This window comes from Paenibacillus sp. VTT E-133280 (assembly GCF_002264385.1).
Taxonomy (GTDB): Bacteria; Bacillota; Bacilli; order Paenibacillales; family Paenibacillaceae; genus Paenibacillus_AQ; species Paenibacillus_AQ nitricinens.
The window spans coordinates 1-7,136 of sequence record NZ_NFUX01000133.1; the positions used below are offsets into that span (position 1 = coordinate 1).

The window sequence follows — 7,136 nt, forward strand, 5'->3', positions numbered from 1 at the left end:
CAGTTCCTCCGCCACCAGTTCCGCCGCCGCTATCATTTGTAATAGGAGGTACAACGACTAAAGTCCCCATACTTTCAATTTTCTTAGATGATTGCCTAGTTATAAGGAGTTTCTCCCCCGGATATCCAATGTTAATAATAGTAATCGTAATAGTAGTCTTGTCCGGATCAACGATCCCGTAACCTAGTAAGCGGGTAAGTCGTTCATTGTAAACTCGAACGATATCTCCAGCAACCAGGTTATTCACAACGATGTTATCCGCTTGCACCTGGTATTTATGTACAGTAATGGACGATACCAGGATATCCGCTGTCACTTTATCTTCAAGTATTGCCCTGCTATAGAAAGGAGGAATGAAATCATCATTTTCCGTGAAAACACCGAGTGCTAAAGCTTCCTCCGGCACATTTCTTTCGGAAATAGTAAGAGAGTAACTCTTTTGCCCACCATTAACAATAGCGATGGCATCTCCAAGCGCACCTTCTTCGTTAATAAAATATAAGGAATAACGGGCACCTGGTAGTTCAGCTGTTCCAGGTTTCCATGTCACTGTACCTGTAAATATATTGATGTCCGAATTCGTATCTGTAATTGATAAGTCCACAGGCAGATAACTTGGTGCATCATAGATAGGGGCCGAAATATGAATATCAAGTGTCCCCTCACTGCCATAATTGTTAATACCGACAACCGGATAAAGCCCAATACTTACTGCTCCAGTCGGCAGGCTCGAATATGATATTTCATAAACTAAGAATGAATCCGTTGATAATTCTGAGTTCTTATATATTCCTACTTGCTTAAGTTTATTTCCATTCTGATCAAGATAATATGCGGCATAACCCGTAATCCCATCCTGATCAGCCGGAGGTTCAAAGGACAGATATCCGTCAATTATACCGGAGGTTAAATTTTCATCCACAAAAACAGCATTAGAAGGAAGGCGAGCCTCATTCATGACTGTCTGCATCTCTCCAAAGCTATGAAATTTATATAATCGGTTATTACTAGATATAAAAATAGTTTGATCTGTATCAACATATGCGTGTTGCATGTACATCAATAAATCATGAATTTTAGTAAAGCTGTCTCTGTCGTAGACGGCTCTGTTACTAAACACAAGACTGCCACGAGCATAAATAATTTTTTCTGGATAGGTTCCATATAATATGGATGTTTGGGTTGCATCGATCCTACGACTCCCATAATATAAATTGTTTCCATCCAGGAGGATATTGGAATTATAATAACCACTTTGTATGTCTTGTCTTTCAATTAACTTGAAATTTTGACTGTTATATTTATAGAGGGAGAAACTATCTACGCCATAGAGGATCTTTTGATCTAGGTCTAGTGTGTAACTGTCTGAATTATAAATCCCTGCACTTTTTTCATTGTACACCGCATCTGTAACATTGCTATAGACAGACGATGTCACGCTGATGCCACCATCAAATACCCCGCTATTATACAGAATCCGATTATTGTTATCAGGATAGACTTCAAACGGGTAGTGCTTAGTGGTGATTTTGGCAGTGGCTGCTTCTGATGGAATACCACCTTCCAAATCCATAATATTGATATGATTTTCACCCTTAAAGATGACATAAACTTTGTTATTGAAAATTTTTATGTCAGTTGGGTTTGAACCAATAAACATCTTCTTTACTACACTCAAATCTTCCTTATTGATAACAACAAGTTCATTGGTGCTTGCAACAATGGCATAAATATACGGAGACTTGTCCGTAGTAGCCCAATCCGTAATCATTTGATCGCTTTTAATAGAATAAGAATCCGTGGTAAGGTTTGCAGTTATTCTTTGTGGTATCGTAAGATCGATTCGACTAATCTTTTTTGCATCATCATACCAATTCTCTATGCCTCCAAGAAACGCATAGCCGTTCGAGTCGAGCAAAGCAAACCTTTTGTTAGAAGGAAATAGAACTAACGGAGTATATGTATATTTATCGTACACTCCTTGTGTAGTAAGAACATAGGCGTCAGATACATCCAAAATTACAGCTTCGAGATAAGTATAATCGTCATTCGTTCTTGAATAAGTACCAGTGGTCTCTATCAAATTCCTTTTATTGAACTGATGCCCACCAAAATATACGAATTGATCATCAATAAATATATGCTTGAGAGAAATAGAAGAGCCACCAATTTCCATATTGTCATCAATGTCCTGACTGAGTAATGCTCCGGTTTCAGCGTTTATAGCCTTGATCCCAGCATATGAGGATAATTCACCAACATAAAGTGTATTGGAAGACTCATCAACTGCTAGAGTAATATTATTCGTCATAAAATCAGTGAATAATAAGCTGCTCGTTCGAGTTACCTTATCATATTTATAGATTTTCCCATCACCATTCCCGTAGAAAAGATGAGTGGAAGTAGCAGCAACCGCATTAGGTACTGTTTTTGTTATGATTGTGTCCGAAATTTGTTGAGTGGAGAGGTTAACCGTTTTTATCATCGTCGCTCCGGAAAGCGCAATCTGCAAAGATTGCCCATCCTTTGCAATATAATAAGGGTTCGAACCTACATTCAGCGTTTTCTCAATCTTAAGATCACTAAGCCGAATAAAATAGAGATTATTTTCCGCACTAGAGATGGCATAGATATAACCTGCATTTTCATCTAATACCCAGTCCGTCAAATTAGCAGGAAGCTCGAGTTCTAGCGACGCCGGTGAGGTCTGCACTGGCGGTGGGAACCCCAACTCCCAGTGAGTTAATCAGTAAAATAAATAATAAAAGTAAAATGAAATAATTCTTCCCCTGTTTCATGTGCGGCGCCCCTTGTATTTTTTTGTAATTCTAGCAAATTTGATAATACTATAGAATACCAATATTTTCTACTTCAATTTAGGACCCTGACCTCTTGACAGAGTTCGTAATCCAAAAATTAAACTATAAAGAAGCAGAGCCCTTGTAGAACATCTTCCCACAACACTGATAGCCAAGGCACTGAGATTGATTAACCATTGAGAACAAATCCATGCCGAGACTATTTTCCTCTTTTTGGTAACATCAGCGAATCAAATCAACTAGCCTTCCACACTTTTTTAAATCCATTTATTCAATATTATGGTACAATTTAAGAGAATATAGCTTATAATGAACAACTAGGAGGGCGATCTAATGGTCTTTGGGATACTGTTTATTGGAGTTATTGTATTTATAATCATACAATCCGTAGTTCGTAATGGTTCAAGCTCGAACAGCAACAGATTTGAGGGAAATAGACGTGATGATGCCGCCAGCATGTCTTTTATGGCAGCTAGCCATCCAGATCTGCTGGATCCAAATAATTCGAATCATTCTAATCATCATCAACACCATCACGGGGGTGGCTCCCATCACCATTCTGGGCATGACAGCGGTCATAGCTGGGGCGGGGATAGCGGGCACAGCAGCGGGGGAGATTTCGGTGGCGGAGATGCTGGTAGCGGTGGCGGATGTGATTAGAGTGTTACTCTATAACAAAAGGAAAGTGCATTCCTGATATTGCTTCAGGAATGCACTTTTTATGTTTAGTCCTCTTTTAATACGTCAAGAATCTTTCTTTGCGTCTGACTCAAAAACTTCTCAGCACCGTGCGGGTGTAGTGGTTCACTCCAAACAAATCCATCGCCTTCGTATCTAGGGATGATGTGCATATGATAGTGGGTCAAATCGTTAAACTTTCCGCCATTTTGGCAAATGCTTATGCCATCTGGTTCGAACAAAGTCTTCAGAACAACTGACAGCCTCTTCGCCCCGTCCATTATCGCATAGGAAGTCTCTGAGTCGATTTCTTCGAGATCCCAGTAATGCTTTTTAGGAAGGATCAGAGTATGCCCTTCATTAAACGGAGCTATATCTAGCACACAAGTAATAAATTCATTCTCATATACTACCTTTACGTTAGACTCAATTCCGTTAGCAATCCGACATCCCAAGCACTCCATATGTTCACACTCCATCCCATAATCAAAGGTCATCTATATTATTGTTTAAATTCAAACCGGCTGAGAAGCACCTCGCCGTTAAAAACTACATAAACATCGCTAGTACCTGTCTCCACGGATACTTCGCCTTTCAATGTGCTCCACTGTTGCAGAACTCCACCAGAAGGGACGGTCACGGTTCCAGCCAGTTTCCCAGCTGCGCTTCCGGTTCTGATCTCAATGCTGCCACCTTTTGCGGAGGAGACCAGAGCTTCAATTGCTACTGCTCCATGATCGAACAATACGTCATTAAAAGCGATCCAAGCGCCCTCTTTTACCGGATATACCGAAGCCCCGCCTGCTTTGCATTCGTCCAGATATACACCTTCGTAGTCATCATAGTTCTCTGCTTTGGTGTTGTTATATAAATTCCGGGAAGGAATGATGTCCCCTTTCACCGTTACTACTGAAGATAATTTAATATCAGCAGAAGAACGACCAATCAGAATCGTGTATTCTCCATTTTCGACGCAATATTGCTCACGTGTGACATCCCAGAATGCCAGCTCGGAGACTGGTAGAACAAACTCTATTGTACGCGATTGACCTGCGGCGATACTCACTTTTTCAAAGCCTTTCAACTGTTTAATCGGACGTTTAACCCGGGAATTCAAAGCTTGCACATATAACTGAACAACCTCATCCCCATCGACTGCTCCAGTATTATCCACTTGAACGGAAAGTTTAAGCCTATCTTCTTGCTGCAGTTCCTTTGTGTTCAAATTTAGATTCTTGTAATTCACTCCAGCATAACTTAGGCCGTGACCAAAAGGATACAATGGCTTACCGTCAAAGTACATATAGGTTCGTTTACCTTTGATAATATCATAATCCATCAGCTCAGGCAGCTGCTCCACAGAACGGAACCAAGTCATATTCAGTTTGCCGGAAGGACTGTAATCTCCGAACAACACTTCTGCAACCGCATTGCCCAGCTCTTGTCCACTGTGGGATGTATACAAAACTGCCGGGATATTCTCGTCAATCCAAGTGGATGAAATCGGATAACTGCCGACAATAACTACCACTGTATTCGGATTCGCTTCATAGACTGCTTTGACCAGGCGCTCCTGCTCCTCTGGAAGCACAATATCGGGTCTGTCGATTTCTTCTTTTCCGTTAAGAAGCGGATGATTACCGACAAAAACCACTGCCACTTCAGCTGCTTTGGCAGCTTCTACCGCAGCGTCCAGTCCGTTTGTAACGATGTTCTTTTTAAAAAGACGAGCGTCCGCACTTGCATCCTGATCAGCAACCTGCAGCTTGCCATCCTCCGGATTTACGGAGATCAGTTTGTCATTCCAAGTCCGCAAAGATACCGTATCCTTGGTTTCAGGTACGATGTTAATGGATTCTTTTACAAACCACCCGTAAATTTCGTCCGCAGATGCTGTAAGAGTCTCCGATTCGCTTAAAGTTACATATTGTCCACGACTCGTCGCCTTCAGCGTATTACTGGTCCAGCCCCATGCCGTATGTTGAAACAATTCTCCGTGCTCTGTCGTATCATGCTGAACAGCCAGCCTTCCGTCCTCGCCCGTAATTCCAATGGCTTGACCGCTTGCGGCTGAGGTAAGAATGATCTGATCTGCGCCACTCTCAAAAGTAACGTGTTTACCAGGCAGCTTTTTGCTAACACCCTGCAGCGGAGTCACTCCATAAGGTAATGTGCCGGAATACCAGTCTCTGAATGCTTCATCACCAAGCGGACCAATAATCGCCACTTTGTTTAATTCGGTCTTATTCAATGGCAATGTTGCCTGATCATTCTTCAGCAGCACAATGGATTGTTTGGCAGCTTCCAAAGAAAGTGCGGCATGTTTTTTGTTAAGAATAACGGAATCGTCGATTGCTGCGTATGGGTTCCCTTCAGCCGGGTCAAATTCTCCCAGACGGAAACGAACTTTGAATGTGTTAGTTAGCGCACGATCCAAATCTTCCTCTGCTAGTAGGCCTTGGTCTAGTGCTTCATGAAGAACCTTGATCGTCTCTTCGGTTTCTTCTGTTACGCTGTCAATTCCGTTTTTGATAGACTCAGCCATCGACTGTGCAAATGATTCATAATACTTATGATCCTTCACAATCCCAAAAAGATCGCCGGCATCGCTTACGATAAAACCGTCCATGTCCCATTCGCCTTTGACAACATCCATCACTGCTGGGTGAAGAATAACAGGCACGCCATTCACCGAGTTATAAGCGGTCATCATGGACTGTGCGCCTCCTTCTTGAAAAGCAGGCTTAAATGCTTCCAGATAATACTCGCGCATATTTCTCGGGTCGATGCTGGCGGAACAGTTTCCTCGTTCGATCTCGTTATTGTTCCCTAGGAAGTGCTTAAGCGTTGCGACCGCTTTCAAATACACCGGGTGATCGCCTTGGATTCCTTGAACAAGAGATGTACTGAGTTGTCCAGTTAATTCTGGATCTTCACCGTAAGCTTCTTCCGTTCTACCCCACCGCGGGTCACGCTCCATATCCACCGTTGGTGCCCATAACGTCAGGCCATTCACCGTTGGATTCTTTTTGTAAAATGCTCTTGCTTCATCTCCAATGGCCGAGCCGATTTCCTTCATTAGCTCTGGGTTCCAGGTACAAGCCAGTCCGCTCGGCTGAGGAAAAGAGGTCGCTTTTCCAAGCCAGGAGATTCCGTGTGCCGCTTCTGTACCGTGTTTATACGCTCCAACGCCTAAACGCTCTATGGCCGCTTGATACTGAGGGATCAGACTTACTTTTTCATCTAGCGTTAATCTGGAGATCAAATCCTGCACTCGGTCATTTAAGGGTAAATCAATCTGTTGAAATGGATATTTAGATGTCACTGTTTCCATCAAAATCGCTCCTTCGATTCAAGTTGATAGCGGTTTCATATGTTCTCGAGGTAGTTATCTGTGTTTAACACAAATCTGGTCTATCAACCTAATCATAGAAGATTAGCTCGATAAGTAACACCTTAACAATCTAAGCGAAAATCAGGTCAAAATTAGAGATTTATGGGGGGCTTCGCTCGCCCGTATCCATAAGTGAAGTGAGATGCGGATGATAACGGGGCCAGGTGGATTGGAGAGGGCTGATCGGGGGTATTTCTCCCCCTCTTTTGCTCATTTTCCGCCCCACGACCCCATTCTACGGGATT

The 7,136-nt window shown here is 42.4% G+C and carries 4 protein-coding genes; 1 reads left to right on the forward strand and 3 read right to left on the reverse strand.

Annotated elements, in window-relative coordinates; all coding sequences use genetic code 11:
- The coding region (locus CA600_RS30185) for a YncE family protein (RefSeq protein ID WP_143812235.1) at positions 1–2,713 on the reverse strand (2,713 nt) is incomplete at its 3' end.
- 439 nt (positions 2,714–3,152) lie between these two features.
- Between CA600_RS30185 and CA600_RS30190 the strand changes: the two genes are divergently transcribed.
- Positions 3,153–3,479 (forward strand): hypothetical protein, encoded by a 327-nt coding sequence (locus tag CA600_RS30190; RefSeq protein ID WP_094874776.1) that lies wholly within the window; start codon positions 3,153–3,155, stop codon positions 3,477–3,479.
- Positions 3,480–3,544: 65 nt separating this feature from the next.
- On the opposite strand, the gene CA600_RS30195 is transcribed toward CA600_RS30190, so the two are convergent.
- Positions 3,545–3,961, reverse strand: a complete 417-nt coding sequence (locus tag CA600_RS30195; RefSeq protein ID WP_094874777.1) for an HIT family protein — start codon at positions 3,959–3,961, stop codon at positions 3,545–3,547.
- Between the two features lie 38 nt (positions 3,962–3,999).
- The gene (locus CA600_RS30200) at positions 4,000–6,831 is read right to left on the reverse strand and encodes a glycoside hydrolase family 3 protein (RefSeq protein ID WP_094874778.1); all 2,832 of its coding nucleotides are present in this window, start codon (positions 6,829–6,831) and stop codon (positions 4,000–4,002) included.
- Between the last annotated feature and the right edge of the window lie 305 nt (positions 6,832–7,136).

Excerpts from the sequence above, each read along its gene's own strand:
- CA600_RS30190 (WP_094874776.1), top strand. The coding sequence starts at position 3,153 with ATGGTCTTTGGGATACTGTTTATTGGAGTTATTGTATTTATAATCATA.
- CA600_RS30195 (WP_094874777.1), bottom strand. The coding sequence starts at position 3,961 with ATGGAGTGCTTGGGATGTCGGATTGCTAACGGAATTGAGTCTAACGTA.
- CA600_RS30200 (WP_094874778.1), bottom strand. The coding sequence starts at position 6,831 with ATGGAAACAGTGACATCTAAATATCCATTTCAACAGATTGATTTACCC.